This window comes from Mycolicibacterium arabiense (assembly GCF_010731815.2).
GTDB lineage: Bacteria > Actinomycetota > Actinomycetes > Mycobacteriales > Mycobacteriaceae > Mycobacterium > Mycobacterium arabiense.
This window is the reverse complement of record NZ_AP022593.1, coordinates 4,117,843-4,142,051: the sequence shown is the minus strand read 5'-3', so window position 1 is coordinate 4,142,051 and position 24,209 is coordinate 4,117,843. Positions and strand designations below refer to the sequence as shown.

Sequence of the window (24,209 nt, the reverse complement as noted above, 5' to 3'; positions counted from 1 at the left end):
AGTGAATCACATCACGACAGGCGCTGGCGCCGGATCACGGTCCCGTCGCCGGTAGGCCGGTGTACGGCGGCGCCTTCAGCGGCGGCACCGGCAAGTCGCAGCGTGCCAGCTCGTACAGCGGCACGCGGTCGATCCGGTAGGAGTTGAACTCGAAGGAGTTCGCGACGTTCGACAGGAACCGGCGCGGCCCCATCGGCGCGCGCACCGACGTCAGCATCGCCTCGGTCTCCGGGCACTTCAGCGCCGCCACGGCCTGGATGATCCAGTCTTCGTCGAGGTAGGACGGGATGAAGGGGCGCTCCTTGAGGAACGGCCCCTCGGCCACCACCCAGTCGGGGTACAGGTTCTTGTCGTGCCCGATCCGGCCGTCCTCGATGCGCGCGGTGTGTGCGGCCAGCGGATTGGCCAGCCCGATCTGGTCGATCACGCGGACGTCGAGCCCGACGTTCATCCCGACCATGCCCAGGTTGGTGAAGTACACCCACTGCGGGCCGCGGTAGTCCCGCAGCGGGGGTTCCCCTGGCGGCGGGGGCGGCGGCGGAATCGCAGGTACCACGTCCCACTGGTCGTAGTTGCCGGACGGCAGCCACAGCGCCCCGTCGGGCGTGTTCTCGATCGCCTTGAGCACGGCGCGCATGCGCGGATAGTCGAGGTAGTCGGACGCGGTCAGCGGGTGCGCGTGGCCGGTCGCCTGGGCGTAGAAGCGGCGCTCGTCGACGATCCCGGTCGCCGTGACGCGGGTGGCGTCGGAGCCCATGCCCGACGAGTTGGCCGCCCACAGCGACCATCCCACGACGGCCAGCCACATCGCGGTGGTGGAGCCGGCGAGCAGGTAACCGCCGACCCGGGTGAACCGGGTGCCGTCGGGCAGCACCACGGGGATCACCGCGATCGGGATGAGGAGGCAGAACAGCGGGGTGAGTAGCACCCTGCCGTGCATGAAGTCGCCGCCCTGGCGCACCCAGTAGACGGCTTGGAGCGCGCCGCTGACGAGCATGAAGACGACGACCGCGGGCGGGCTCTGCACCGTACGGGCGAGCCGGCTCACGCCTTGGGGCGGCTGGTGGGTGGTCCACCACGGCATGGTCCTCGTGGCGAACATCACCAGCCCGACCGCGGCGAGCAGCATCAGTGGAATGAACAGCAGGTAGGGCTGATTGAAGTTGCCGAGGTAGGTCAGGCCCTGACCCCACTTGGCGCCCGTGGCGTCCTTCGCGATCGCGGTGTTCGGGACCAGCAGCCCGTAGTAGCCCATCCGGAACACCTGGTAGCCGACCGGGACCAGACCGCCGGCCACGACGATCAGCGTTCGCCGTCGCCAGTCGGGTGCGGCCACCAGCATCATCACCAGCGCCACGCCGCCGATCAGCGCCAGCTCTGGGCGCACCAGCACGCTGAGCCCGGCGACGAACGCCAGTGCCAGCTCGAACGGCCTCCCGATGGTGCTGACGTGGGGCCTGCCCGGTTTGGGCTGTGCCCGCCAGCCTTGCGACCAGTAGACCATCATCCACCAGAGCAGGCCGAGATAGGCCAGCACCAAACCGTTCTCGAGGCCGGACGTGGCGAAGTCGCGTGCGGGTGGGATGGCGATGTAGACCAGCACCCCGGCGGGCAGGAGCAGCGCGCGCCGGCCGCGCAACCCCGGCGCGTAGAGCCGCCCGGTGCCGAGCATCGCGAACACCACGCCGAGCACGCTCAACGTCAGCGCCAGTCCGAGTGCGACGTACTCCAGTTGCACCGAGCCGCCGACCCAGGCGAACAGCGTCACCAGGTAGCTCCACACCGTCGAGGTGTTGGCCTCGACCCGCTCGCCTGCGTTGAACACCGGGCCGTTGCCCGCCAACAGGTTCCGCACGGTGCGCAGGACGATCAGGCCGTCGTCGGCGATCCACCGGCGCTGCCACCCGCCCCAGGCGAACAACGTGGCCACGACGATCACGCCGAGCCACAGGCTGAACCGCACGCCGGGGCCGTAGGGAAAGGCCGCTCCCCGCGTCAGTCTGTCCGCGACGCCGGTGATGCGGCCGTCAACTGAAGATGACTGCCGCACCGATGGTTCCGATCCAAGCCACGGCGAGCAGTTGCAGGACGCGGTCGCCGAACGCTATCTCCTCCGGCTCGCCTGCCAGGCCGCCGTCGACGTCGACCGCGTAGCGCAGGATCGCGATGGTGAACGGGATCATCGAGACCGCGAACCAGGATCCGCCCGCGGGTCCGTCGCGGTAGAAGGCCCACAGCCCGTAGCAGACCACCACCGCGGTGGCCGATAGCGTCCACACGAAGCGCAGGTAGGTGCTGGTGTAGCGCTCCAAGGACTTTCGGATCCTGGCGCCGGTGCGCTCGGCCAGCTGCAACTCGGCGTACCGCTTGCCGGCGGCCATGAACAGCGACCCGAACGCCATCATCAGCAGGAACCACTGCGACAGCGGGATGCCCGCCGCGACGCCGCCGGCGATGGCGCGGATCAGGAAGCCCGAAGACACGATGCAGATGTCGAGGACGGCTTGATGCTTGAGGCCGAAGCAGTACGCCAGCTGGATCGCGATGTAGATCGCCATCACGATCGCCAGGTTCGGGGTGGACAGGAACGACACGCCGAGCGAGGCCAGCGCCAGCACGACGGCCAGCGAGTAGGCCATGGTCACCGGCACCACGCCCGCGGCGATGGGCCGGAAGCGCTTGGTGGGGTGCTGGCGGTCGGCCTCGACGTCGCGGGCGTCGTTGATCAGGTAGATCGACGACGCCGCGAGGCAGAACGCGACGAACGCGATGCCGACGTTGCGCAGCACCTCCGGGTAGTCGAGGTCGGCCTCGACGCCGAGCGCTGCCAACGGCGCGGCCAGCACCAGCAGGTTCTTCACCCACTGCCGGGGGCGTACCGCCTTGACCAGTCCGCTGGCGAGGCTCTTGGGCGGGCCTGCGACTTCTTGGGCTTCCTCGCTCACGCAGTCGTCTCCTTCGACGCCATGGCTGGGTCGACGCGGTCCGCGACGACGCCGACGGTCTTGGCGACCGCGGCACCGACCACGACACCGGTCAGCACGTCGGTCGGGTAGTGCACGCCGAGCACCAGTCGTGACAGCGCCATCGGCGGGACCACGAGCAACGGCAGGCGCGACCCCGTGGCACGGGCCAGCAGCAGTGCGGCCGCGGCGGTGGAGGTGGCGTGCGCGGACGGGAAGCTCAGCTTGCTGGGGGTGCCGACGTTGACCGCGATGGCCGGGTGGTGCGGGCGCTTGCGCCGCACTACCCGCTTGATGACGACGGCGGCCGCGTGGGCGACGAACGCTCCTGCTCCTGCGGTCAACCACTCCCGGCGGCGGCGCGGGTCGACCAGGGCGCCGAGCAGTGCGAGCCCGACCCAGCCCGCGCTGTGCTCACCGAAGTGCGACAGCGCCCGCGCGCCGGGCAGGACGCCCGCGCGCCCGGCGATGCCGTGCTGCACTGCGACCAGCACCGCGTCCTCGCCGCGCGGCGGCTGGTAGGTGTCGAGATTCATCGGGCAGGTCTGCTCATCGGCCACATGCTCTTCGCGCAAGCGCTCATCGCGAAACGACTTCTGCCGTCGGCAGCAGGACGGTCTCCCACTTTTGCTTGCTGGTGAGCACCGGCATGGCCTCGCGGTACACGCGGCGCATGCGCTTGAACTTGCGGGCCAGCGTCAGGTGCTGGCGCAGCGACGTACGCAGCAGGTCGAACATCTGCGCCCGGTCGCGCTGGCGGTACACGACGCCGCGCCCGTCGGCCGTGGTGACGGTGACGCCGTCGACCCGGCACAGCAGGAACCAGCGCGCATCCTGGGTGGCCACGTTGAGCTGCGGCCGCTGATGGTGCGCGGGATCCTCCTTGCGCAGTTGGTGGACCACGCCGCGTGCCAGGCGAATGCCGATGGCGGGCAACGACACCGGTGGCTTGTGCACCTTGCGCCTGCCCGACGGGGTGGGCAGCGAGGTGGCACCGGGCAGTACGACGGCATCGGGGAACTCGGCACGCATGGCGCGTACCTCCGGCAGCGCGCTCTCCAGGATCGAGAAGATGTGCTCGGGCCCGGCGAGGAAGTCGGCGATCGCCTTGTTCTGGATGGCCACCGTCGAATACTCGAGACACAGCAGGTGTTTGACGGTTGCCTTCAGCGAACTGCGCAGCAGGCCCTTGGTGTCACCGTCCCAATGCATCGCCGAGACGACCAGCCGGTTGCGCAGGTGGAAGTACGCCTGCCAGTCGATGGCGTCGTCCTTGTCGCTCCACGCCATGTGCCAGATGGCCGTGCCCGGCATGGTGACCGTGCCGTAGCCGTGCTCGGCGGCGCGCAGACCGTACTCGCAGTCGTCCCACTTGATGAACAACGGAAGCGGCTGCCCGAGTTCCTCTGCAACGGCGCGAGGGATCATGCACATCCACCAGCCGTTGAACTCGGCGTCGATGCGGCGGTGCAAGATCGTGCTCCGCGGATTGTCGTCCGCCAGTGGGTACTTGGCGAAGTCGTGGTCGTACTCGGTGTACGGGGCGTTGGTCCACATGAAGTCGTCGCGGTCGACGACCTCGCCCATCACGTGCAGGTGCGAGGGCTCCTGCAGGTTCAGCATCTGACCGCCGATCAGCGTCGGCGTCTTGGCGAACCTGTTGAGCGCCAACGCCCGCAGGATCGAGTCCGGCTCGATGCGGATGTCGTCGTCCATGAACAGGATCTGTTCGCAGTCGGTGTTCTTCAGCGCCTCGTACATGACCCGGCTGTAGCCGCCGGAACCGCCGAGGTTGGGCTGATCGTGGATCGACAGGCGGTTGCCCAGAGGTGCTGCCGCAGCGGCGAAGTCGGCGTGGTCGCGTGCCTTCTTGTTGCCCTGGTCGGAGACGATGACCGCACCGACCACCTCGTCGACCAACGGGTCGGACGTGAGTGCCGCGAGCGCGTTGACGCAGTCGGACGGGCGGTTGAAGGTGGGGATGCCGACCGCGATGTTGGCCCGGCCCGGCGCCGGCTGCGGGGCGTACCAGCCCGCGCTGTGCACCGTCACCTTGGAGTCGGTGGTGATGTCGAACCAGATCCAGCCACCGTCCTCGAACGGATCGAGGCCGATCTCGAACTCCGCCACCGCGGTGCTCGACGCGTCATTGCTGGAGACCTCGTCGCCGCTGACGGTGATCCGCGCACCGGTGGCCTTCGACCGGTAGACGTCGACCCGGGCGCTGCCGGTGAGTTCCACCCGCAGCACCACCGAGTCGAGTATCGACCAGCGCCGCCAGTAGCTGGCGGGGAACGCATTGAAGTAGGTGGCGAACGACACCTCGGACTCGGCGCCGATCTCGAGGGTGGTCCTGGTCGGCGCGTGCGCGCGCCGGGCGTTGGTCGTCGACTCCTCGATGTAGAGCTTGCGCACGTCAAGCGGCTCGCCTGGCCGCGGCAGGATCACGCGCGACAGCAGGCTGACCGCTCTGGTCTGGCCGGCGTCGAGCGCTCCGGACGGAATGTCACTCATGCTCGGTCGCTTTCGTCTCGCGTCAGGGGCGCACCGTCTCGCAGGTGCGGCGCCAGGGTGTTGTCGTACGTGTTCAGCGCACTGGCGATCGCCATGTGCATGTCCAGGTACTGATAGGTGCCGAGCCGTCCACCGAACAGCACCTTGGCCGAGGCGGTCTCGGCCTTCGCGCGGGCCCGGTAGTCCGCGAGGGTCTGCCGGTCGGCCTCGGTGTTGATCGGATAGTAGGGCTCGTCGTCGTTCTCGGCGAAGCGCGAGAACTCACGCATGATGACGGTCTTGTCCGTCGGATACGCCCGCTCCGGGTGGAAGTGCCGGAACTCGTGGATGCGGGTGTAGGGCACCTCGGCGTCGTTGTAGTTCATGACCGGCGTGCCCTGGAAGTCACCGGTGTCGAGCACCTCGAGTTCGAAGTCGAGCGTGCGCCAGCCGAGCCTGCCGTCGGCGTAGTCGAAGTAGCGGTCGAGCGGCCCGGTGTAGACGACCGGCGCGTCGGGGCTCTGCGCCCGCAGTTCGTCGCGCACGTCGAACCAGTCGGTGTCCAGACGGACCTCGATGCGGTCGTCGGCCGCCATGTTCTCCAGCCACGCGGTGTAACCGTGGACCGGCAGACCCTCGTAGGTGTCGTTGAAGTAGCGGTTGTCGAACGTGTAGCGGACCGGCAGCCGGGCGATGTTGGCCGCGGGCAGTTCCTTGGGGTCGGTCTGCCACTGCTTGGCCGTGTAGTCCTTGACGAAGGCCTCGTAGAGGGGGCGGCCGATCAGGGAGATCGCCTTCTCCTCGAGGTTCTGCGCGTCCTCGGTCTTGATCTCGGCGGCCTGCTCGGCGATCAGCGCCCTGGCCTCCTCGGGCGTGAAGTACCTGCCGAAGAACTGCGACACCAGGCCGAGGCCCATCGGGAACTGGTAGGCCTGCCCGGCGTGCATCGCGAAGACGCGATGCTGATAGCCGGTGAAGTCGGTGAACTGCCGCACGTAGTCCCACACCCGCTGGTTGGACGTGTGGAAGAGGTGGGCGCCGTAGCGGTGCACCTCTATACCCGTCGTGGGTTCGGGTTCGGAGTAGGCGTTGCCCCCGATGTGGGGCCGCTTCTCGACGACGAGGACGCGCTTGTTCAGTTGCGTCGCCGCGCGCTCGGCGATCGTCAGGCCGAAGAATCCGGAGCCGACGACGAAGAGGTCGAACGAGCCGGAAGCGACCTGGGGATCAGGCGCTCCGGAGGGCTGGAGCGGAGCGACCGGGGAATTAGACGAGGTCATCGGCAGCAAGGGTATCCGACGGGGACGCCGTGACCCGCATTCGGCTGCGTGCCGGGTGAGCCGTCCGACGGCGCTGCGCAGCACGCTGGGAGACCGCACGGCAGGTCGCGATTAGCTCACGATTGCGCATCGTCACTCCAGTCTCACCTGTCACGTACGTACCATCGACCTCGTCGGTATTGGCGTATTCGAACCCGAGTTCAGCCGCCGCCGACAGACCGAAGACCTAACACACGTACTTGATGTAGCGGCATTACTTCGAATGGAGACTTCAGTGCCAAACCGACGTCGACGCAAGCTATCGACGGCCATGAGCGCAGTCGCCGCCTTGGCCGTCACGGGTCCTGTTGCAGTGGCCGCCATGTCCGATGTGGCCACCCAGGACGCGCAGCCCCAACAGCGTGAGTTCGTCCAGGCCGCGCTGGTCACCGACCTACCCAACGAGCTGATGTCCGCGCTGTCGCAAGGCCTCTCGCAGTTCGGCGTCAACCTGCCGCCGCTGCCCACGGGCCTGCTGACCGGGTCGGGCGCCGCGCCGTCGGCGCTGACGGCACCCGGCCTCACCTCGCCCGGGCTCACCCCCGGACTCGGAGCACCGGGCCTGACCTCGCCAGGTCTGACCGCTCCCGGGCTCACCCCAGGGCTGACCACCCCGGGGCTGACGCCGCCGAGCGGCCTGACCACTCCTGGGCTGACCGCTCCCGGACTGACGCCGGCGACCGCCACCACTCCGGGCCTGACGGCGCCGGGCCTGACCGTGCCGGGAGCCACCGCGACCACGCCGTCGCTGACCGACGCCGGCCTGACCAGCCCTTCGCTGACCACGCCGGGCCTCACGACGCCGGGCCTGACGACGCCGGGTCTGACCACACCGGGTCTGACCACACCGGGCCTCACGACACCAGGTCTCACCACTCCCGGCCTCACGACGCCAGGCCTGAGCACGCCGGGGCTGACCCCGGCGTCGAGCAGCACGGGACTGGGCCTACCGGGTGAGATCCCGATCGCCGATCCGATCGGGCTCGATCCCATGGGCGGCACCTACCCGATCCTCGGCGACCCGTCGCTCGGCCTGCCCGCCGCGGCCCCGGCCAGCGGAGGGTTGCTCGGCGATCTGTCGAGCGCCGCGGAGACGCTCGGTGCTGGCCAGGCCATCGACCTCCTCAAGGGCATGGTGATGCCCGCGATCATGTCCGCCGTCCAGAAGGCAGGCCCGGCGGCAGCAGCCGCAGCGCCCGCCGCCGCGGCGGCCGCACCCACCCCCTAGTCCCTCAACGAAACGGCACCGCAGAAGCACTCGAGGCTCTGCGGTGCCGTTGCGTGACGACGACCCGCGCATTGCTCGACGTGTTTAGTGTGTCGAAACACTGGTAACACCCGACTCATACGTAACATCGGGCCGTGCCGAGTCTCGGGTCTGTGCCGTCGCTGCTGTTTTCAGCGGTGCTAGCCACGATCATCGTGTTGCCGTGGGCCGTCGACGGCTCACTCGACGGATCGCCCGATCAGCCGCGGACCCAGGCCGTCGATCCACTCCTGCTCGTCGAGAAGCCCCTCGACGACGTCGGTGGCGGCGAGACCGTCCGCGACGTCCGTCAGGACACCCCCTTCTCCATGGTCGCCCTGACCGCGACCGACCTCGCCGGAACGTCCGCCCGGGTCCGGGCGCAGAAGGCCGACGGTTCGTGGGGCCCCTGGTACGAGGCCGATCCCCTCGAGGGCGAGGGTGACGGATCGTCGTCCACGCACGGCACCGAACCCGTGTTCGTCGGACAGACCACGCACGTGCAGATCGCCGTGACCCGACCGGTCGGGGCCAGCCCCACCGGCATCCGGACCGAGGGCAAGGGCAAGACCGGGCTGGGCTACGTCCCCGCCAACGTCGAGGCGCCGACGGTACCCAACTTCAATGCCATCCTGATCAGCCCGCCGGAAGCCCCCGTCGACGTGCAATTGCCCGCCGCCGCAGCCGCGCCCGGCCAGGCTCCCGCCATCATCGACCGAGGGCTGTGGGGCGCCGACGAGAGCCTCAAGTGCGGAAGCACGCGGTACGACAACGGAGTTCGCGCCGGGGTCGTGCACCACACGGCAGGCAGCAATGACTACCGCCCGGAGGATTCGGCAGGCATCGTCAGGTCGATCTACGAGTACCACACCCGCACACTGGGCTGGTGCGACATGGCCTACAACGCACTGGTCGACAAGTACGGCCAGGTCTTCGAGGGCCGCGCCGGAGGCATCGACCGGCCGGTGCAGGGCGCACACACGGGAGGATTCAACGAAAACACTTGGGGCGTCGCGATGATGGGCGACTTCGGGACCGTCCCGCCGACCCCCATCCAGCTACGCACCACGGGCCGGCTGCTCGGCTGGCGGCTCGGTCTCGACCACGTCAACCCCAAGGGCACCGTCGTGCTGACGTCCGAAGGCGGCCACTTCACGAACTTCCCCCGAGGCGCCGCACCCACGCTGCCCACGATCTTCAGCCATCGCGACGTCGGCAACACCGAGTGCCCCGGCAACGCCGCCTACGCCGAGATGGACCTGCTGCGCGACACCGCCGCGCGGTTCAGCGCTCCCCCGGGACCGCAGACGCTCGTCGACACACTGCGGGGCGGCGCGATCTTCGCCAAGTGGTCCTCGATCGGCGGCGACGCCAGCGCGCTCGGATCACCGAGGTCGCCCGAGGCATCGGGCGCAGGCAGCTCGCGGTACGTCAACTTCGCCAACGGCGCCATGTACTGGTCGCCCGAAAGCGGCGCGGAGCCCGTGACCGGGGCGATCTACGAGGCGTGGGCTGGACTCGGATTCGAGCGCGGCGCGCTGGGACTGCCGACCAGCGGCGAGATCCAGGAACCCCTGTGGATCGTGCAGAACTTCCAGCACGGCACGCTGAACTTCGACCGGGAGAAGGGCACCGTCACCCGCGTAATCGACGGCGTGCCAATCGAACTGCCCAAGCCCGAGCACTCCGGCACGCCGGTTCAGCTGGAGCGGTTCACGCCCATCGGGCTCGCCCGCTGAATTGCTACATCCCCCGTCGCTTCGCTCGCCCCTACACATCCCCCGTCGCTTCGCTCGCCCCTACAGCCACCACCGCTCGATCACGCGCGCCAAGCCGTCGTCGGTGTTCGGCGCCGTCACCTCGTCGGCAGCCTCGATGGCCTCTGGGTGCGCGTTGCCCATCGCCACTCCGAGTCCGGCCCACCGCAGCATCGGCACGTCGTTGGGCATGTCCCCGAAGGTCACGACGTCTTGGGCGGTGATGCCGAGTGGCTCGGCCACCTCGGCGATACCGGTCGCCTTGCTGATCCCGATCGGCACCACCTCGATCAAACCGTTGTTCGTCGAGTACGTGAGATCGCCGAGCAGCCCCACGTGCGGGGCGAGCGCGGCCAGCATCTCCGAACTGCGACCACCCGCCTTGCGGATCAGCAGCTTCACCGCAGGCGCGCTCAGCAGGTCCACCAGCGACACCTCGGTGTTGTCCGGGTTCAGCCACGCATGTTCGTAACCGGGTGAGCTGACGAACTGCGGGGTTGCGGCATCGTGTGCGCTGCGGCCCACCCGCTCGACTGCCAGCCCCGAGCCGGGAATGACGCGAGCGGCGATCTCGGCCAGCTCACCGAGCTGGTCGGCGGTGAGCGTGCGGGCCGACACGATCCGATCGGTGGCGGCGTCGTACACCACTGCGCCGTTGGCGCACACCGCCATCGGCGCCAGCCCGAGCGCGTCGACCACCGGCGAGATCCAGCGCGGCGGCCGCCCGGTCGCGAGGATGAACTGGGTGCCGGCGTCGACGGCCGCGAGCACCGCGGCACGGGTTCGGGGGGTGACGTTCTCGTCGTCGTCGAGCAGGGTGCCGTCGACGTCGGTCGCGATCATGGCGGGCAGCATTCAGCCGTTCTCCGTCTGCCTGCGTGCGCGTTCGGCCCGTTCGGCCTCCTCGCGCACTCTGGCCTCGTGGGGCGTGGGTGCGGTGCCGCCGAGCCTGTGCGGCACCCAGTAAGCGCCCGCGGGATGCGGGTACTCCTCCTGCACGCGGTGCAGGATCTCTGTCATCTCGGCGCGTAGATCGGCCATCACCCGATCGACGGGCTCGGCCACGTCCATCGGACTCCCCACCGCGACCGTGATGGGAATCTCGTTGCGGCCCAGCCGCTTCGGATGGTCCTTGGTCCAGATCCGTTGTGCGCCCCACACGATGAGCGGGACGATCGGAACCCGAGCATCGATGGCCATCCGCGCGGCGCCGGTCTTGAACTCCTTCAGTTCGAAGCTCCGGCTGATCGTGGCCTCGGGGTACATGCCGATGACCTCACCGGCACGGAGTTGGTCGACGGCCGCGGAGTAGGCGCTGCCGCCCGCGGCGCGGTCGACCGGAATCGCACCTGAGTGCCTGATCAGGTAGTTGACCGGTTTGATCTTCTGCATCTCGGACTTGATCATGAACCGCATGCGTCGACCGCGATGCATCGCCGCGAGCGCCGCGGGAAGGAAGTCGACATAGCTGGTGTGGTTGATCGCGATCACGGCGCCACCGGTGGCGGGGATGTTCTCCAGCCCCTGATAGTCGATCCGAGTGCCGGTGGCCCGCACGACGGTACGGCCCGCGATCTCCAGACTGCGGAAGACCGGCTCCATCAGACCTGTCCCGGCTCCTCCGGCCGCTGCGCCCGGCGGGCCGCCTTCTCTGCGGCCTCGTCGGCGTCGAGCTGGTTCGCCTCGGCGAGCGTCGGCGCTGCACCACCCAGCCGGTGCGGCACCCAGAACTCGTTGGCCGGATGCGGCCCGTAGGCGTCCTGCGTGCGCTCGAGCAGATGCTGCATGCGGGAATGCAGCAGCGCCGTCAGCTCCGCTGCGGGAAGCGTCGGCTGAATCGGTTCGCCGACGGTCACGAAGATGGGCACCTTCGGTCGCCACATCTTGCGCGGGTGGCCCTTGGTCCAGATGCGCTGTGCGCCCCACACGATGTGCGGGACGATCGGCACGTCGGCGGCGATCGCCATCCGCGCAGCGCCGGACTTGAACTCCTTGATCTCGAAACTGCGACTGATCGTGGCCTCGGGGTAGACGCCGACGTAGTCGCCTGCCTTGAGTCGCTGGCACGCCTCCGCGAACGACTCGGCTCCGCTGTCGCGATCCACCGGAATGTGTCGCAGGCTCCGCATGATCGGGCCGGACACCTTGCTGTCGAACACCTCGCGCTTGGCCATGAAGCGCACCTTGCGGCCGTGGCCCTGCAGGTAGGCGGGCAATCCGGCGAAGGTGAAGTCGAAGTAGCTGGTGTGATTGATCGCGATCACCGCACCACCGGTGGGTGGCAGGTTCTCCACTCCGGTGACCGTGAACTTCAGCCCCTGCACCTTCCACACCAGGCGAGCGGCCTGGATGACGGTGCCGTATACGGGTTCCACGTCAGTCAGCCTAGTGCGTGGCCCCGATCTGGAATCCTGCGGAGCGTGACCTTTCCCACCGGCCCCGTGACCGTGCCCGACGTCGTCGACCACATCGCCGACGGCCGCGACGTCACCGCCGTGTGGGTCAACGAACTCGGCGGCACCACCTTCTCGGTCGGCGCAGGTGCCGAGTTCGTCAAGGTCTACCCCGACGAGCACGCCCACCTGCTCGCCGCCGAGGCACCCCGTCTGCGCTGGGCCAGGCGGTTCACGACGGTGCCCGAGGTGATCGACTCCGGTCCGGGGTGGTTGCACACCAGGGGCCTGCCAGGGCGCTCGGCGGTGGATCCACGCTGGGCCGACGAGCCCCGCACCGCCGCGCGGGCCATCGGGGCGGGGCTGCGGTGGCTGCACGACGCGCTCCCGGTCGACGACTGCCCGTTCGGCCGCCCGTCCTGGGTTCCTCGCGACGCCCCGGCTGCCGATCGCCTGGTGGTCTGCCACGGCGACGCGTGCTCGCCGAACACGCTGATGGCCGATGACGGCACCTTCGCCGGGCACGTCGACCTCGGCGACCTGGGCGTCGCCGACCGGTGGGCGGACCTGGCGGTCGCGACGCTGTCGCTGGACTGGAACTTCGGGGCGGGGGACTTCCAGGCCGTTCTCCTCGACGCCTATGGAGTCGCGGCCGATGCCGAACGCGTCGCCTACTACCGCCGCGCGTGGGATTCCGCCGATGACGGCGCACCCGCGTCGGCGGGCTAGACTCGACCCGAGCGCAACACCTTGGGGAAGGCGATAAGTGCAGGTCACGAGTGTCGGACACGCCGGCTTCCGAATCGACACCCAGGCTGGGAGCATCCTGTGCGACCCGTGGGTGAATCCGGCGTACTTCGCGTCGTGGTTCCCGTTCCCGGACAACAGCGAGCTGGACTGGGACCGTCTGGGCGACGTCGACTACCTCTATGTCAGCCACCTGCACAAGGACCACTTCGATCCGGCGAACCTGGCGGCGCACGTCGACAAGGACGCCGTGGTGCTGCTGCCCGACTACCCGGTGCCGGACCTGCGCCGCGAACTCGAGAAGCTCGGGTTCCACCGGTTCTTCGAGACCACCGACTCCGTGAAGCACCGCGTGTCAGGGCCCAAGGGCGACCTCGACCTGATGATCATCGCGCTGCGGGCGCCCGCCGACGGACCGATCGGCGACTCGGGCCTCGTGGTGTCCGACGGCGAGACCGTCGCGTTCAACATGAACGACGCGCGTCCGGTCGATCTGGACATGGTGGCCGAGGAGTTCGGCCACGTCGACGTCCACATGCTGCAGTACTCGGGCGCCATCTGGTACCCGATGGTCTACGACATGCCGGCCCGTGCCAAGGAGGCGTTCGGCACGCAGAAGCGGCAACGCCAGATGGACCGTAGCCGCCAGTACATCGCGCAGGTGGGTGCGACGTGGGTGGTGCCGTCCGCGGGCCCACCATGCTTCCTGGATGCGGCCCTGCGCGACCTGAACGACGATCACGGTGATCCGGCGAACATCTTCCCGGACCAGGTCGTGTTCCTCGAGCAGCTGCGGAACAACGGTCACGACGGCGGGCTGCTCATGATCCCGGGCACCACCGCGACCTTCACCGGCAGCCGCCTCGACTCGCTGGTGCATCCGGTGCCCGACGACGAGGCCGAAGCCATCTTCACCACCGGCAAGGCCGACTACATCGAGGCGTACGCGCAACGGATGGCGCCGGTGCTCGCCGCGGAGAAGGCGGCCTGGGCGCCCGCCGAAGGCGACTCGATGCTGGAGCCGCTACGGGCCAAGTTCGAACCGATCATGCTGCAGACCGACCAGATCTGCGACGGGATCGGATATCCGGTGGAGTTGCGGTTGCGTTCTGGAGACCGTGAAGAGATCGTAGTGCTCGACTTTCCGAAGAGAGCCGTGCGCGAGCCCATTCCGGATGAGAAGTTCCGCTACGGCTTCGAGATTGCGCCGGAGCTGGTCCGCACGGTGCTCCGCGACGACGAACCGGACTGGGTCAACACGATCTTCTTGTCCACGCGGTTCAAGGCGTGGCGGGTCGGCGGCTACAACGAGTACCTGTACACGTTCTTCAAGTGCCTGACCGACGAGCGCATCGCCTACGCCGACGGCTGGTTCGCCGAAGCACACGACGATACGGCCTCGATCACGATGGACGGGTGGGAGATGCAGCGGCGCTGCCCGCACCTGAAGGCGGACCTGTCGAAGTTCGGCGTGGTGGAGGGCAATACGTTGACGTGCAATCTGCACGGGTGGCAGTGGAACCTCACCAACGGCCGGTGCCTCACGTCGAAGGGCCACGAGTTGCGGAGCCGGCGGGCATGACCGCCCAGCAGTACGACGACGGGCTGATCCAACTCGACCGGCACGCGATCACGTTGCGGCGCTACCACTTTCCATCCGGGACGTCGAAGGTCATCCCGTTGTCGTCGGTGCGCGGATACCGCTCCGAGTCGCTGGGGCTGTTGAACCGCTTCCGACTGTGGGGCAGTTCGGACCTGAAGCGCTGGCTGCCGTTGGACGTCGGACGTCCGTTGAAGCCGACGCTGGTCACGCTGGACGTGCCGGGCACCAAGCTGGCACCCGCGTTCACGCCCGAGCGGGCCGAGGAATTCCTCGCCGTGCTCGGCGAGCTGCTGCCCGACTAGTCCCGGCCCCGCAGAACCGTCGCCTCGAGCAGGCGCTGCACCCCTCGCGTCGCGACCTCCTGCGCCGCGGTGGCGGCACGTTTGACCGCACCGGGCGGGGACGCGAGACGCACGGATACGGTGTCGCCGACTGTCACCATCCCCGGCGTCGCCACGTCGGCGTAGATGCCGAGGAATCGGTTGGTGCGCTCGGCCAACTGGCGGGTGAGCTTGCGGTCCAGTTCGAGGTCCGGCTGCGGACGCGTCGGCACGACGCAGCGGATCGTCGGATTCGTCACGCGCAGAACCATTTTGCCGACCGTCACGTCGCCGCCAACCCACGCGGATTCGGGGAACTCGCGATCGGGTGCCTCCACGTCGACGAGGACGTTGGGCCGGAACCGGCGTACGTCGTACGGCGCGCCACCGGAGGCCAGGTCGCGCAGGCTGGCAGTACTCAACAGGTGCACGGGGCTGAGATCGACGAAGGTGCCCGGCGGCGTCGAATACCTTGCCAGCGTGACGATCTGGCGCGTCGAGAAGACCGACGTGTCGGGCAGCGGCTCGGCCTCGTCGAGCCCGAAGTCGCTGCGCACCTGGGCGGGTGAGAAGTTGTTCAACGAATTCGCGACGGTCATCCGGTGCTCGCTGCGATCGTCGTGCGGCGGCAATGCGACCAAGCGCATCTCGCGGCCGACCAGCTCCGACAGGGCATCGTGCACTGCCGGGTCGTCACCGGCGAACTCGCGGCCATCGGGCAGCGAGATCACCACGGCGGGAGCGTTGCCCGGTCCGGCGTCGGCACCCGGTTCGGCGGCGTAGCGGGCCGAGCACCCCAGCAGCACGGGAACCCGGCGCGCGGACGCCGTCACCCCGTTGGGGACGTCGCGCACGGCCCAAAGCCGGTCGGCGTGCACGCCGCGGCGGTCGATGCGCACCCGGTCGACCTGGCTGCCGCCCATCGACTTGACCGGGAAGCGCCACAACTGCGTGACCGTCGCGTCGGTCATGGCTGCCAGGAGAACCCGGAGAGGATGGTCTCGCGATCGCGCACGTAGGTGGGATCGTCCGGCTTGAGCGTCTGCACGGTCACCGCCACCGAGTACGTGCGCCCGCCCGACTGCAGCGTCGACAACAGGACGGTGATCGGCCGTGCAGGCGTCGCAGCCACCGGCGCCCCCATGTAGTCGGTCGTCTCGGCCGGCTGACCGCACAGCGTGCCCGTCGTCGTCTTCAGATCGGTGGCACCACCCTGGCTCGTCAGCGCCGAGCGCTGCTGCTCGAACACGTCCTGCGCGGAGACGTCGCCGTCGATCGACTCGAGCGTGACGACGACGTTGGGCGCGAAGCCATCCGCGGTGAGGGACTGGTTGACCAGCGCGGCGCGGACGAGGTCGCTGTCGAGTTCGGTGGTGCGCTCCCACCCGGGCGGAGCGGGGATCGCCATCGCCGGTTCACCGTCGGCACGGGCCGGGATGTCGATCAACGGAGCGTCGACGGTCTCGCACGCCGCCGCGTCGGCTTCGTCGACCTGCGACGTGGCTTCCGCCGACTGCGACGAGGCGTCGGACGACGGCTCGGAGTCACCCGACGATCCGCAGCCCGCCAGGAGTAGGAGCACGGCCAGCGCGGCTACGCCGCGCGACATCGACGTCATCGCAGGAGCTTAGCCCGCCGACACCGTCTGACGGAGTTCGGAGTACGCGTCACTGGCGGTGTCGTAGACGCGCACGATGGCCTCGTCGCCCGGCTGCAGATAGGTCGACTCGCCGAGTTCGGTGTATCGCGTTGCGCCGATCCCGATGAGGACCTTCGACGGCCTACCGCTGGCGACCATCAACGCACCGACGTCCTCGAGCGGGGTGTCCGCCGAACCCTTCTGATTGGCCAGCCGCTCGGTGATCCAGTCGAGCAGTACCTCGCCGTAGTACGAGTAGCCGAGCAGCGGGCTGTCCACCCCGTACTCGTGCTCCTGACCGTCGGCAGTGCGCAGGTGGCACAGCAGCCGCAGGGTCGACGTAGGACCGTCCGGGGTCAGGTCGCCGACGTCGAAGAACTGGCGTGCCACGCCCTTGGATGCGGGACCCCAGTTCTTCTTGTGGCTGATCTTCAGCGCATTCGGCCGCCGGATCGAGCAGTCGTTGAACGCGCCGAGCGCGAACGGCTGCAACGTGACCACGGTGTCGCCGTCCCACACCACGTGGCACGCCAAGCCGACCTCGGGTTCGATCTGCAGGTTCAGCGGGGTGTCGCTCTTGGGCAGCGCCACGGTGTCGTGCGACAGCGGGAACTCGCCGAGGAAACCGTCGACTCCCGGTGCGTACCACGGGAATATGCCCTTAGGCGCCGCACCTTCACTCGTGACGTTGACGAAGTCCGCGGCCTCGCCCGCCTGCTCCAGGTGTCCGGCGAAGTTGCCTGCGACGCCGAAGCCGAACCACGTGCGCAGTTCGGCTTCGTCGAGTTCGAACGTCCTCAGTTCCGTCTTACTCATGATTCGCTCGCACGCTCGCTCATACTCATCGGGACAACACCGACCTTCCGACGTAGGGCACCAGGGCCTCGGGTACCCGAACGCTGCCGTCGGGCTGCTGGTGGTTCTCGAGGATGGCCACCAGCCAGCGGGTGGTGGCCAGCGTCCCGTTCAGCGTCGCGGCGATCTGCGGCTTGCCGTTCTCGTCGCGGTATCGGGTCGACAGCCGGCGGGCCTGGAACGTCGTGCAGTTCGACGTCGACGTGAGTTCGCGATAGGTGCCCTGGGTCGGCACCCACGCCTCGCAGTCGAACTTGCGGGCCGCCGACGATCCGAGATCCCCTGCGGCGATGTCGATCACGCGGTAGGGCACCTCGATCGCCGCGAGCATCTCGCGCTGCCAGCCCAGCAACCGCTGGTGTTCGGCCTCGGCGTCCTCGGGCTTGCAGTAGACGAAGCCCTCCACCTTGTCGAACTGATGGACGCGGATGATGCCGCGGGTGTCCTTGCCGTAGCTGCCCGCTTCGCGCCGGAAGCAGGTCGACCACCCGGCGTAGCGCAGGGGACCGTCGGACAGGTCCACTATCTCGTCGGAGTGGTAGCCGGCGAGCGGCACCTCCGAGGTGCCGACGAGATACATGTCGTCGGCCTCGAGCCGGTAGATCTCGTCGGCGTGGGCGCCGAGGAACCCGGTGCCCGCCATCACCTCGGGTCGCACCAGCACCGGCGGGATCATCAGCGTGAAGCCGGCATCGGTCGCGAGCCGCACCGCGAGCTGCATGATGCCCAGCTGCAGCAGCGCCCCGAATCCGGTCAGGAAGTAGAACCGCGACCCGGAGACCTTCGCGCCGCGCTCCATGTCGATGAGGCCGAGCGCCTCGCCGAGCTCGAGGTGGTCCTTCGGGTCGTCCAACGTCGGCGGGTCGCCGACGGTCTCGAGCACCACGAAGTCGTCCTCGCCGCCGGCGGGCACGCCGTCGACGATCACGTTGCCGATGGCCATGTGCGCTGCCGTCATCGCCTGCTCGGCGGCCGCCTGGTCGGCTTCGGCTGCCTTGACCCGTTCGGCGAGTTCCTTGGCCGTGGCCAGCAGCGCGGGCCGGTCCTCGGGCGACGCCGAACCCACCCGCTTGCTGGCTGCCTTCTGTTCGGCGCGCAGGTTGTCGGCGGCGGAGATGGCGGCCCGCCGTGCGGTGTCGGCGGCCAGCAGCGCGTCGACGAGTCCGGGATCCTCGCCGCGGGCCCGCTGCGAGGCGCGCACCCGGTCGGGATCCTCGCGCAGGAGCTTGAGGTCGATCACGCGCTTGACCCTACTTTCGCCGCGTCGGCGACGACATCCGGCATGCCTTCGCCGGACCGCGTGGCACAACCACATAACTTTACAAGCGCAACTCTTGTCACAGGACTCGACGCGCCTGTCACAATGGACTCGATGTTGGATGCACAGGACGGCCAAGACCAGCAACCCGAGGACGGCGCGCAGGCGTCGCGTCGGCGCGCGTGGTGGCTCAGTCTGCAGTCCAACGGCACCCGGCGTGGCCTGCTGCTCACCGCCCTCGGCGGCCTCCTCATCGCAGGTCTGCTCACCGCGCTGCCCGCTCCCCCCGGCAAGAACGGGCCGATCGGCCTCACCACCGGCACGGCGCTGGGCGCGCGGACCAACGACACGTTCGACAACGCCAAGAGCGGCGACTGCCTGAACTGGCCGGAGCGCACGCCGGACTCCGCCGAGGTGGTCGACTGCGCCGCCGATCACCGCTTCGAGGTCGCCGAGGCGATCGACATGAGCACGTTCCCGGGCAGCGAGTACGGCCCGGACGCGGCGCCGCCGTCGCCCGCCCGCATCCAGCAGATCAGCCAGGAGCAGTGCAGCGCGGCCGCCCGGACCTACCTGGGCCCGAAGTTCGACCCCAATGGCAAGTTCACCGTCAGCCTGCTGTGGTCCGGTGACCGCGCGTGGCGCCAGCTCGGTGAGCGCCGGATGCTGTGCGGGCTGCAGCTGCCCGGACCGAACAACCAGCAACTGTCGTACAAGGGCAAGGTCGCGAACCTCGACCAATCACAGGTCTGGACGGCGGGCACCTGCCTGGGCATCGACCCCACGACCAACCAGCCCACCGACATCCCCGTCGACTGTGCGGCGCCGCACGCCATGGAGGTCACCGGGTCGGTGAACCTCGCCGAGAAGTTCCCCGGGCAGCTGCCCGCCGAGGCCGACCAGGACGCGTTCATCAAGGACGAGTGCACGCGGATGACCGACGCCTACCTGGCTCCGATACAGCTGCGCAGCACCACGCTGACGTTGATCTACGGCACCATCTCGCTGCCGAGCTGGAACGCAGGCAGCCACCAGGTGTCCTGCAGCATCGGCGCCACCCTGGGCAACGGCGGCTGGTCGACGCTGCTGAACAGCGCCAAGGGCCCGTTGATGATCAATGGCCGCCCGCCCGTCCCGCCGCCGGACATCCCCGAGGAGCGGCTCAACCTGCCGCCGATCCCGATGCCGGATTCGACGCAGATGACCTCGGAGATCGACCTCAGCGATCAGAGTTCGTCGTCGCAGAGCACGCAGGACGACTCCCAGCACCTGCCGAACCAGCAGCCGCAGCAGACGTCGACCTCGAGCACCCCGGAGACGGAGACCTCCGCTCCGCCGCCACCGCAGGGCAACACGTTCCTCAACGGCCCGCCGCCACCCCCGGGCCCACCGCCCGGCGAAGCCCCGCCGCAAGACGGCGCCGTACCGCCGCCGCCTCCGGGTGCCGCTCCCCCGCCACCGGCGGACGTGCCGCCTCCGCCTCCTGGGGCGCCGCCGCCCGGACCGCTGCTGCCTCCGCCTCCCCCGGCCTGACCGACGGCGTGATCTGATGCCCGTGCGGATGACCCCGCAACGGTTCGACGAGCTGGTGTCCGACGCACTGGACCTGATCCCGCCCAAGCTCGCCAAGGCCATCGACAACGTCGTGGTGCTCGTCGAACCGCGGCACGCCACCGAACCGGACATCCTCGGGCTGTACGAGGGCGTCGCGCTCACCGAACGCGACTCGTCGTACTCGGGCTCGCTACCCGACGCGATCACGATCTACCGGGACGCACTGCTGGACGTCTGCGACACCGAGGCGGACGTCGTCGACGAGGTCGCCATCACCGTGATCCACGAGATCGCCCACCACTTCGGCATCGACGACGAGCGGCTGCACCAACTCGGGTGGGGCTGACCCGCAGGTCCATGCGCGGCGACCTTGATTCGTCGGCGCATGGTGCTACAAACGACTCATGACCGGTGAATGCGCACACTGCACGAGCGGGCTGTGGCACTGCCACGGCACCGTCATCGAGCACGTGACGTCGCGGCCGGAGTGCACGGAGCCCGACTGCGAAGCACCCCACCTCGAACACGTCTACGTGATCGACTGCGTCGCCATCGGCTGCGAATGCTCGGCCGAGGACGCGGACGTCAACCCATCGGGTCGGCGGTTTGCGTGACCTCCTGGCCGGGCTGAGGGTCGGGTTCGGGTTGGAACGGCGGTAGCAGCTCGCCCCACTGCAGGCAGCTCCACCGCCCGTCGGTGATCGGGGTCAGCACCACGCACTGGGCGTTGGCGAGGTGGTGTTCGAGGGCGAAGCCGCCGTCGACCCCGCCGAGCACCGCGCCCACCAACCGGATTGCCGCGCCGTGGCTGACCACGACGACGTCGTCGCGCCATGCCGCGTCGTCGAGGTAGCGGACCCGCAGCTCCTTGATCACCGGCAGGTACCGCTCCAGCACCTCGGTGCCGGTCTCCCCGCCGGGGACGCGTTCGCCGAGTTCGCCCTGGTGCCACCGCCCGTAGACGTCGTGGAACAGGTCGATCGACGGGTCGTCGTTGCGGTCTTCGAGGTCTCCCGCCTGGACTTCGTGAATGCCGTCGAGCGCGACCGTCGGCAGGCCTAGGTGCTGACCGATCCGTTCGGCGGTCTGCACTGCGCGCACCGCCACCGAGTGGGCGACCAGCCCGACCGGATGCGCCCACCCCGCGGCGAACTCGTGCGCCTGTTGGAGACCGAGATCGGTCAGCGCGGCGCCGGGCGGCCGGGTGTCGAGCCGTCGTTCGACGTTGGCGTGCGACTGACCGTGCCTGACCAGGACGAGACGGCCGCTCACGCGCCGCTTCCCCCGGTCGGGCTGCCCTCGCGCAGTCCGATGAGCCAGCGTGACGCGTCGTCGTCCGAGGGCGGCACTGCGCCTGCCGCGGTGCCCGTGGGCCATGATCCGAGATATCGCACATCCCTACAACGACGGTGCAGCGCCTTGAGTGCCTGCGCCACCGAATCGTCATCGATGTGTCCCACGCAGTCCAGGAAGAACACGTAGGTGCCCAGTTCGGTTCTGGTCGGGCGGGATTCGATGCGGGTCAGGTCGATGTCCCTGACGGCGAACTCGGTCATCGCCGCGACCAGCGCGCCGGGGGTGTTGTCCAGGCGCAGGATCACCGACGTGCGGTCGGCGCCGGTGCGTCGCGGCGGCGGCCCCGGCGGGGCGGCGAGGACGAACCGGGTGCGGGCGTTCGGCTCGTCGACGACGTCGGCGGCCAGGACGTCGAGCCCCCAGCGCTGCGCGGCCAGCGCCGTGGAGACCCCGGCGTCGGCGCGACCGCCTGCCACGTCCTGGGCCGCGCCGGCGTTGGAGCTGGCGGGCACGAGGGTCGCCGACGGCAGGTGTTCGGCGAGCCAATGCCGAACCTGGGCGGCTGCGACCGGAAACGCGGCGACGGTCGACACCCGGTCGATGCCCACGCCGGGCCGGACCACGATGCTGAAGGCGACGTCGAGCGTGTGCTCGGCGTAGATCTGCAGTGGCGTCCCCGTCGAGAGGCTGTCCAGGGTCGGGATCACCGATCCCTCGATGGAGTTCTCGAAGGGCACGCACGCGTAGTCGGCGTCGCCCGCGCGCACCATCGCCAATGCCGCTCCGGGTGATTCCGCAGACCGGGGTTCGACCTCCCCGGCGAGCGCGCCCGAGCCCGCGATCTGCCACAACGCCGCTTCGGTGAACGTTCCCTCGGGCCCGAGGTAGGCGACGCGCGGCACCGCCCAACCCTATCGGCTGCCAACGGAGCGTCGGTGTCGAAATCGGCGGGTACGCCTTGCGCGGGTCGAGAGCCGTAGTTAAGTTAGGCTTACCTCAGTAACTGGAAGGCACTCGCGATGACCACCTCGAAGACACTCGTGGCCCCTACGACCGCCGAGCGCATCCGCAGCGCCTGCGCCAGGGCCGGCGGTGCCATGGTGGCCGTCGAGGGCGTCGAGCCCACGCCGACTCCGGTGCACCACCTGCTCGACGACGGATCGTTCGCGATCACCGTGCCCGCGAACGGCCGACTGGCCGCGATGGTCGTCGCATCCGGATCCGCGGGCATGCAGGCCGTGCTGGAGATGACCGACTACGCCCCGCTCCCACTGCGCGAACCCGTGCGGTCACTGGTGTGGTTGAGCGGCCGCCTGCACCACGTCCCCACCCGCGACGTCTCCGGCCTGCTCGACCTCATCGCGACCGCCAACCCGAATCCTGCTCTGCTGCAAGTGAATACCGGCACCGACGACGCCTCGAACGGCGACACCCCCTACGCGCTGGTCCGGCTGGAGATCGAGTCCGTCGTGGTCGCCGACTCCACCGGCGCCGAGTCGGTGGGTCTCAGCACGCTGCTCGAGGCGGAGCCGGACCCGTTCTGCACGCTGGAATCCTGCTGGCTGCAGCACCTCGAGTCAGCACATCGCGAGGTCGTCGACCGACTGGCCGAGCGCCTTCCTACCCCCCTTCGCGGCGGCCGCGTCCGCCCGCTCGGCCTGGACCGCTACGGCGTGCAGTTGCGCGTCGAGGACGTCGACGGCGATCACGACGTGCGGCTGCCGTTCGCCAAGCCCGTCGACGACGTGACCGGGCTGAGCCAGGCGATCCGCGTCCTGATGGGCTGCCCCTTCCTCAACGGGCTGCGCGCGCGCCGCATCTAGGCGCCGCTTCTCGCCGAACTGGAGAGTCACGTCGTCGCGGCGGCGCTCCAGCGACGTGACGCTCCAGTTGGGCGGGGCGGCACTACCGTGGCTGCGGTGACCGAGCCGTCCGACGACTTCATCGCCCCGCCGCGACGCGCGATCCGCATCGAGATCGCCGTGGTCCTCGCGGTGACGTTCGGCCTGTCGGCCTACACCGCGCTGCTGCGCCTCACCGAGGCCGTGATCCTGGGTCTGTCTGGCCAGACCGTCGCACTGAACCCGCGCCGGTCGCCGATCGACCTGATCGACCTCGGCCTGAACCTGGCATCGGTCTTCCAGCTGCTGGCGTGGGGTTGCCTGGGGCTGTTCCTGTTGTGGCGCAGTGGGATTGGACCCGCCACGATCGGGCTAGGGCGGTTCCGCCTGAAACCCGACCTGCTCGGCGGCCTCGGTCTCGCCGCGCTGATCGGCGTGCCCGGGCTCGGCCTCTACGTCGTGGGACGCATGCTCGGCATCGGCGTGGAGGTCGAACCCGCCGAACTCAACGACACGTGGTGGCGGATTCCGGTGCTGCTCGCCGTGGCGTTCGCGAACGGCTGGGCCGAGGAGATCATCGTCGTCGGCTTCCTCATGACGCGACTGCGCCAGCTCGGCATGACACCCGTCGTCGTCCTGGTCGCATCGAGCGTGCTGCGCGGCCTCTACCACCTCTACCAGGGGTTCGGCGCAGGCGTCGGCAACATCGTGATGGGCCTGGTGTTCGGCTTCGTCTGGCAGCGCACCGGACGGCTGTGGCCGTTGGTGGTCGCCCACGGGGTGATCGACGCCGTGGCGTTCGTCGGCTACGCGCTGGCCGCGGGTCATCTCGGCTGGCTAGGTTCATCCGTGTGACCCGTCCTCCCGACCCACGCCGGCCGCGGCCGCCGCGGGAGGAGCCGCAGGTGATCCGCCGCGACCCCCG

At 69.2% G+C, this 24,209-nt stretch carries 23 protein-coding genes and 1 pseudogene; 10 read left to right on the top strand and 14 right to left on the bottom strand.

What is annotated here, in order from left to right; translation table 11 throughout:
- Window positions 1–34: 34 nt before the first annotated feature.
- From zomB to glf, 5 genes and pseudogenes are all read right to left on the bottom strand, one after another.
- Window positions 35–2,050 carry a terminal beta-(1->2)-arabinofuranosyltransferase gene (gene zomB, locus G6N61_RS21565; protein WP_308215018.1) on the bottom strand — a complete coding sequence of 672 codons (2,016 nt, stop codon included), beginning with the start codon at window positions 2,048–2,050 and terminating at the stop codon, window positions 35–37.
- Complete coding sequence (locus G6N61_RS21560; RefSeq protein ID WP_163920819.1) at window positions 2,028–2,945, bottom strand: decaprenyl-phosphate phosphoribosyltransferase; 918 nt, start codon at window positions 2,943–2,945, stop codon at window positions 2,028–2,030. The genes zomB and G6N61_RS21560 overlap by 23 nt, the downstream gene beginning before the upstream one ends.
- A 3-nt stretch (window positions 2,946–2,948) precedes the next feature.
- Window positions 2,949–3,499 (bottom strand): annotated as a pseudogene (locus tag G6N61_RS21555) (phosphatase PAP2 family protein); the annotation flags it as partial.
- A gap of 43 nt (window positions 3,500–3,542) precedes the next feature.
- Window positions 3,543–5,477, bottom strand: a complete 1,935-nt coding sequence (locus G6N61_RS21550; RefSeq protein ID WP_163920811.1) for a glycosyltransferase — start codon at window positions 5,475–5,477, stop codon at window positions 3,543–3,545.
- Window positions 5,474–6,736, bottom strand: coding sequence for a UDP-galactopyranose mutase (gene glf, locus G6N61_RS21545; RefSeq protein ID WP_163920808.1), 1,263 nt, complete (start codon window positions 6,734–6,736; stop codon window positions 5,474–5,476). Before glf ends, G6N61_RS21550 begins: the two co-directional genes overlap by 4 nt.
- 274 nt (window positions 6,737–7,010) lie before the next feature.
- Here glf and G6N61_RS21540 point away from each other — a divergent pair, with 274 nt between their 5' ends.
- Both G6N61_RS21540 and G6N61_RS21535 read left to right on the top strand, forming a co-directional pair.
- Window positions 7,011–8,003 (top strand): hypothetical protein, encoded by a 993-nt coding sequence (locus G6N61_RS21540; RefSeq protein ID WP_163920804.1) that lies wholly within the window; start codon window positions 7,011–7,013, stop codon window positions 8,001–8,003.
- A 134-nt stretch (window positions 8,004–8,137) separates the two neighbouring features.
- Complete coding sequence (locus tag G6N61_RS21535) at window positions 8,138–9,760, top strand: N-acetylmuramoyl-L-alanine amidase (protein ID WP_163920801.1); 1,623 nt, start codon at window positions 8,138–8,140, stop codon at window positions 9,758–9,760.
- Window positions 9,761–9,820: 60 nt separating this feature from the next.
- On the opposite strand, the gene G6N61_RS21530 is transcribed toward G6N61_RS21535, so the two are convergent.
- From G6N61_RS21530 to G6N61_RS21520, 3 genes are read right to left on the bottom strand one after another with little or no spacing between them, the layout of a single operon-like run.
- Complete coding sequence (locus G6N61_RS21530) at window positions 9,821–10,633, bottom strand: HAD family hydrolase (protein WP_163920797.1); 813 nt, start codon at window positions 10,631–10,633, stop codon at window positions 9,821–9,823.
- Window positions 10,634–11,380: a lysophospholipid acyltransferase family protein gene (locus tag G6N61_RS21525; RefSeq protein WP_163920794.1), complete on the bottom strand. Its 747-nt coding sequence runs from the start codon at window positions 11,378–11,380 to the stop codon at window positions 10,634–10,636. It abuts the gene before it with no gap.
- Window positions 11,380–12,153 carry a lysophospholipid acyltransferase family protein gene (locus G6N61_RS21520; RefSeq protein WP_163920791.1) on the bottom strand — a complete coding sequence of 258 codons (774 nt, stop codon included), beginning with the start codon at window positions 12,151–12,153 and terminating at the stop codon, window positions 11,380–11,382. Before G6N61_RS21520 ends, G6N61_RS21525 begins: the two co-directional genes overlap by 1 nt.
- Before the next feature lie 45 nt (window positions 12,154–12,198).
- On the opposite strand from G6N61_RS21520, the gene G6N61_RS21515 reads away from it, so the two are divergent.
- Genes G6N61_RS21515 through G6N61_RS21505 form a run of 3 tightly spaced genes read left to right on the top strand, consistent with a single transcriptional unit; the run spans window position 12,199 to window position 14,823 of the window.
- Complete coding sequence (locus G6N61_RS21515; protein ID WP_163920788.1) at window positions 12,199–12,900, top strand: aminoglycoside 3'-phosphotransferase; 702 nt, start codon at window positions 12,199–12,201, stop codon at window positions 12,898–12,900.
- Window positions 12,901–12,937: 37 nt separating this feature from the next.
- Entirely contained in the window at window positions 12,938–14,500 is a 1,563-nt protein-coding gene (locus G6N61_RS21510; protein ID WP_163920785.1) for a Rieske 2Fe-2S domain-containing protein, read from the top strand.
- Window positions 14,497–14,823 (top strand): hypothetical protein, encoded by a 327-nt coding sequence (locus tag G6N61_RS21505; protein ID WP_163920781.1) that lies wholly within the window; start codon window positions 14,497–14,499, stop codon window positions 14,821–14,823. The genes G6N61_RS21510 and G6N61_RS21505 overlap by 4 nt, the downstream gene beginning before the upstream one ends.
- Here the strand turns inward: G6N61_RS21505 and G6N61_RS21500 are convergent.
- The 4 genes from G6N61_RS21500 to serS are packed head-to-tail and all read right to left on the bottom strand — an operon-like array spanning window position 14,820 to window position 18,575.
- Window positions 14,820–15,812, bottom strand: coding sequence for an MOSC domain-containing protein (locus G6N61_RS21500; protein ID WP_163920778.1), 993 nt, complete (start codon window positions 15,810–15,812; stop codon window positions 14,820–14,822). The genes G6N61_RS21505 and G6N61_RS21500 overlap by 4 nt on opposite strands.
- On the bottom strand, window positions 15,809–16,459 hold the full coding sequence (locus G6N61_RS21495; protein ID WP_163920775.1) for an LpqN/LpqT family lipoprotein: 651 nt from the start codon (window positions 16,457–16,459) through the stop codon (window positions 15,809–15,811). Before G6N61_RS21495 ends, G6N61_RS21500 begins: the two co-directional genes overlap by 4 nt.
- 9 nt (window positions 16,460–16,468) lie before the next feature.
- Complete coding sequence (locus G6N61_RS21490) at window positions 16,469–17,296, bottom strand: DUF5718 family protein (RefSeq protein WP_163920772.1); 828 nt, start codon at window positions 17,294–17,296, stop codon at window positions 16,469–16,471.
- 25 nt (window positions 17,297–17,321) lie between these two features.
- Complete coding sequence (gene serS, locus G6N61_RS21485) at window positions 17,322–18,575, bottom strand: serine--tRNA ligase (RefSeq protein ID WP_163920769.1); 1,254 nt, start codon at window positions 18,573–18,575, stop codon at window positions 17,322–17,324.
- A 123-nt stretch (window positions 18,576–18,698) separates the two neighbouring features.
- Here serS and G6N61_RS21480 point away from each other — a divergent pair, with 123 nt between their 5' ends.
- From G6N61_RS21480 to G6N61_RS21470, 3 genes are read left to right on the top strand one after another with little or no spacing between them, the layout of a single operon-like run.
- Complete coding sequence (locus G6N61_RS21480) at window positions 18,699–20,126, top strand: septum formation family protein (RefSeq protein ID WP_163920766.1); 1,428 nt, start codon at window positions 18,699–18,701, stop codon at window positions 20,124–20,126.
- A 16-nt stretch (window positions 20,127–20,142) separates the two neighbouring features.
- A complete protein-coding gene (locus G6N61_RS21475; protein WP_163920763.1) occupies window positions 20,143–20,493 on the top strand; it encodes a metallopeptidase family protein in 351 nt (116 codons plus the stop codon).
- A 58-nt stretch (window positions 20,494–20,551) separates the two neighbouring features.
- The gene (locus G6N61_RS21470; RefSeq protein WP_163920760.1) at window positions 20,552–20,761 is read left to right on the top strand and encodes a hypothetical protein; all 210 of its coding nucleotides are present in this window, start codon (window positions 20,552–20,554) and stop codon (window positions 20,759–20,761) included.
- On the opposite strand, the gene G6N61_RS21465 is transcribed toward G6N61_RS21470, so the two are convergent.
- Both G6N61_RS21465 and pheA read right to left on the bottom strand, forming a co-directional pair.
- On the bottom strand, window positions 20,733–21,419 hold the full coding sequence (locus G6N61_RS21465) for a histidine phosphatase family protein (protein ID WP_163920757.1): 687 nt from the start codon (window positions 21,417–21,419) through the stop codon (window positions 20,733–20,735). The two genes, G6N61_RS21470 and G6N61_RS21465, sit on opposite strands and share 29 nt — an antisense overlap.
- On the bottom strand, window positions 21,416–22,345 hold the full coding sequence (gene pheA / locus G6N61_RS21460; RefSeq protein WP_163920755.1) for a prephenate dehydratase: 930 nt from the start codon (window positions 22,343–22,345) through the stop codon (window positions 21,416–21,418). Before pheA ends, G6N61_RS21465 begins: the two co-directional genes overlap by 4 nt.
- Window positions 22,346–22,462: 117 nt before the next feature.
- Here pheA and G6N61_RS21455 point away from each other — a divergent pair, with 117 nt between their 5' ends.
- Entirely contained in the window at window positions 22,463–23,266 is an 804-nt protein-coding gene (locus G6N61_RS21455) for a DUF2470 domain-containing protein (protein ID WP_163920752.1), read from the top strand.
- Between the two features lie 96 nt (window positions 23,267–23,362).
- On the top strand, window positions 23,363–24,139 hold the full coding sequence (locus G6N61_RS21450) for a CPBP family intramembrane glutamic endopeptidase (RefSeq protein ID WP_163920749.1): 777 nt from the start codon (window positions 23,363–23,365) through the stop codon (window positions 24,137–24,139).
- Window positions 24,140–24,209: the final 70 nt, after the last annotated feature.

Excerpts from the sequence above, each read along its gene's own strand:
- G6N61_RS21550 (WP_163920811.1), bottom strand. The coding sequence starts at position 5,477 with ATGAGTGACATTCCGTCCGGAGCGCTCGACGCCGGCCAGACCAGAGCG.
- glf (WP_163920808.1), bottom strand. The coding sequence starts at position 6,736 with ATGACCTCGTCTAATTCCCCGGTCGCTCCGCTCCAGCCCTCCGGAGCG.
- G6N61_RS21530 (WP_163920797.1), bottom strand. The coding sequence starts at position 10,633 with ATGCTGCCCGCCATGATCGCGACCGACGTCGACGGCACCCTGCTCGAC.
- G6N61_RS21525 (WP_163920794.1), bottom strand. The coding sequence starts at position 11,380 with ATGGAGCCGGTCTTCCGCAGTCTGGAGATCGCGGGCCGTACCGTCGTG.
- G6N61_RS21505 (WP_163920781.1), top strand. The coding sequence starts at position 14,497 with ATGACCGCCCAGCAGTACGACGACGGGCTGATCCAACTCGACCGGCAC.
- G6N61_RS21500 (WP_163920778.1), bottom strand. The coding sequence starts at position 15,812 with ATGACCGACGCGACGGTCACGCAGTTGTGGCGCTTCCCGGTCAAGTCG.
- G6N61_RS21495 (WP_163920775.1), bottom strand. The coding sequence starts at position 16,459 with ATGACGTCGATGTCGCGCGGCGTAGCCGCGCTGGCCGTGCTCCTACTC.
- G6N61_RS21490 (WP_163920772.1), bottom strand. The coding sequence starts at position 17,296 with ATGAGTAAGACGGAACTGAGGACGTTCGAACTCGACGAAGCCGAACTG.
- G6N61_RS21480 (WP_163920766.1), top strand. The coding sequence starts at position 18,699 with ATGGACTCGATGTTGGATGCACAGGACGGCCAAGACCAGCAACCCGAG.
- G6N61_RS21475 (WP_163920763.1), top strand. The coding sequence starts at position 20,143 with ATGCCCGTGCGGATGACCCCGCAACGGTTCGACGAGCTGGTGTCCGAC.
- G6N61_RS21470 (WP_163920760.1), top strand. The coding sequence starts at position 20,552 with ATGACCGGTGAATGCGCACACTGCACGAGCGGGCTGTGGCACTGCCAC.
- G6N61_RS21455 (WP_163920752.1), top strand. The coding sequence starts at position 22,463 with ATGACCACCTCGAAGACACTCGTGGCCCCTACGACCGCCGAGCGCATC.